The organism is Aeromicrobium sp. PFPM2_SD2 (genome assembly GCF_057364525.1).
This window is the reverse complement of the sequence record NZ_JBNFNZ010000827.1, coordinates 1-531: the sequence shown is the minus strand read 5'-3', so window position 1 is coordinate 531 and position 531 is coordinate 1. Positions and strand designations below refer to the sequence as shown.

Genomic DNA, 531 nt, shown 5'->3' with positions numbered 1-531 from the left:
CCGAGCGTCCGGACGCGTCCGCGGCGGCACCGTCCAGCGTCGCCACGAACATCGTCCGCACCCAGGCCCGACGGTCCGCGTCGGCCGGGAAGTCGTACAGCGCGGCCAGCTGGTCGCGGGTCAGGTCGGACATGCCGCGAGCGTAGTGCGGCGGACGCCGGGCCGGGCCGGATGCGGACCCGGTGCGGACTCAGTCCTCGAGCGGGGGCAGCAGGCGAGTGACGACGCGGTGGGCGACGAGCTCGGGCGGCTCGCCGGCGAACGTCACGTGCTCGTCCTCGACGACGTCCGCGTCGCCGGTGACGAGGTCGAGCGCCGCGCGCACCTGCAGCGCCATGGCACCGAGCGCGACGAGGTCCTGCGAGCGGTGCCGGCGCTCGCCGAGGTCGACCTGCCCGAGCGCGTCCAGCCCGTGCGCGTGCAGCACCGAGAGCAGCATCCCGGTCTCGACGCCGTAGCCGGAGACCAGCGGCAGGCGCAGCAGCGCGTCGCGCGAACCGGCCTCGCCCGAGAGCGGCTGGACGAGCGACG

1 pseudogene is annotated in these 531 nt (G+C 75.9%); it reads right to left on the bottom strand.

Features of this window, described 5'->3' with window-relative positions:
- Window positions 1-190: 190 nt before the first annotated feature.
- Window positions 191-531: pseudogene (locus AC2W7G_RS18345) on the bottom strand (glucosyl-3-phosphoglycerate synthase); the annotation flags it as partial.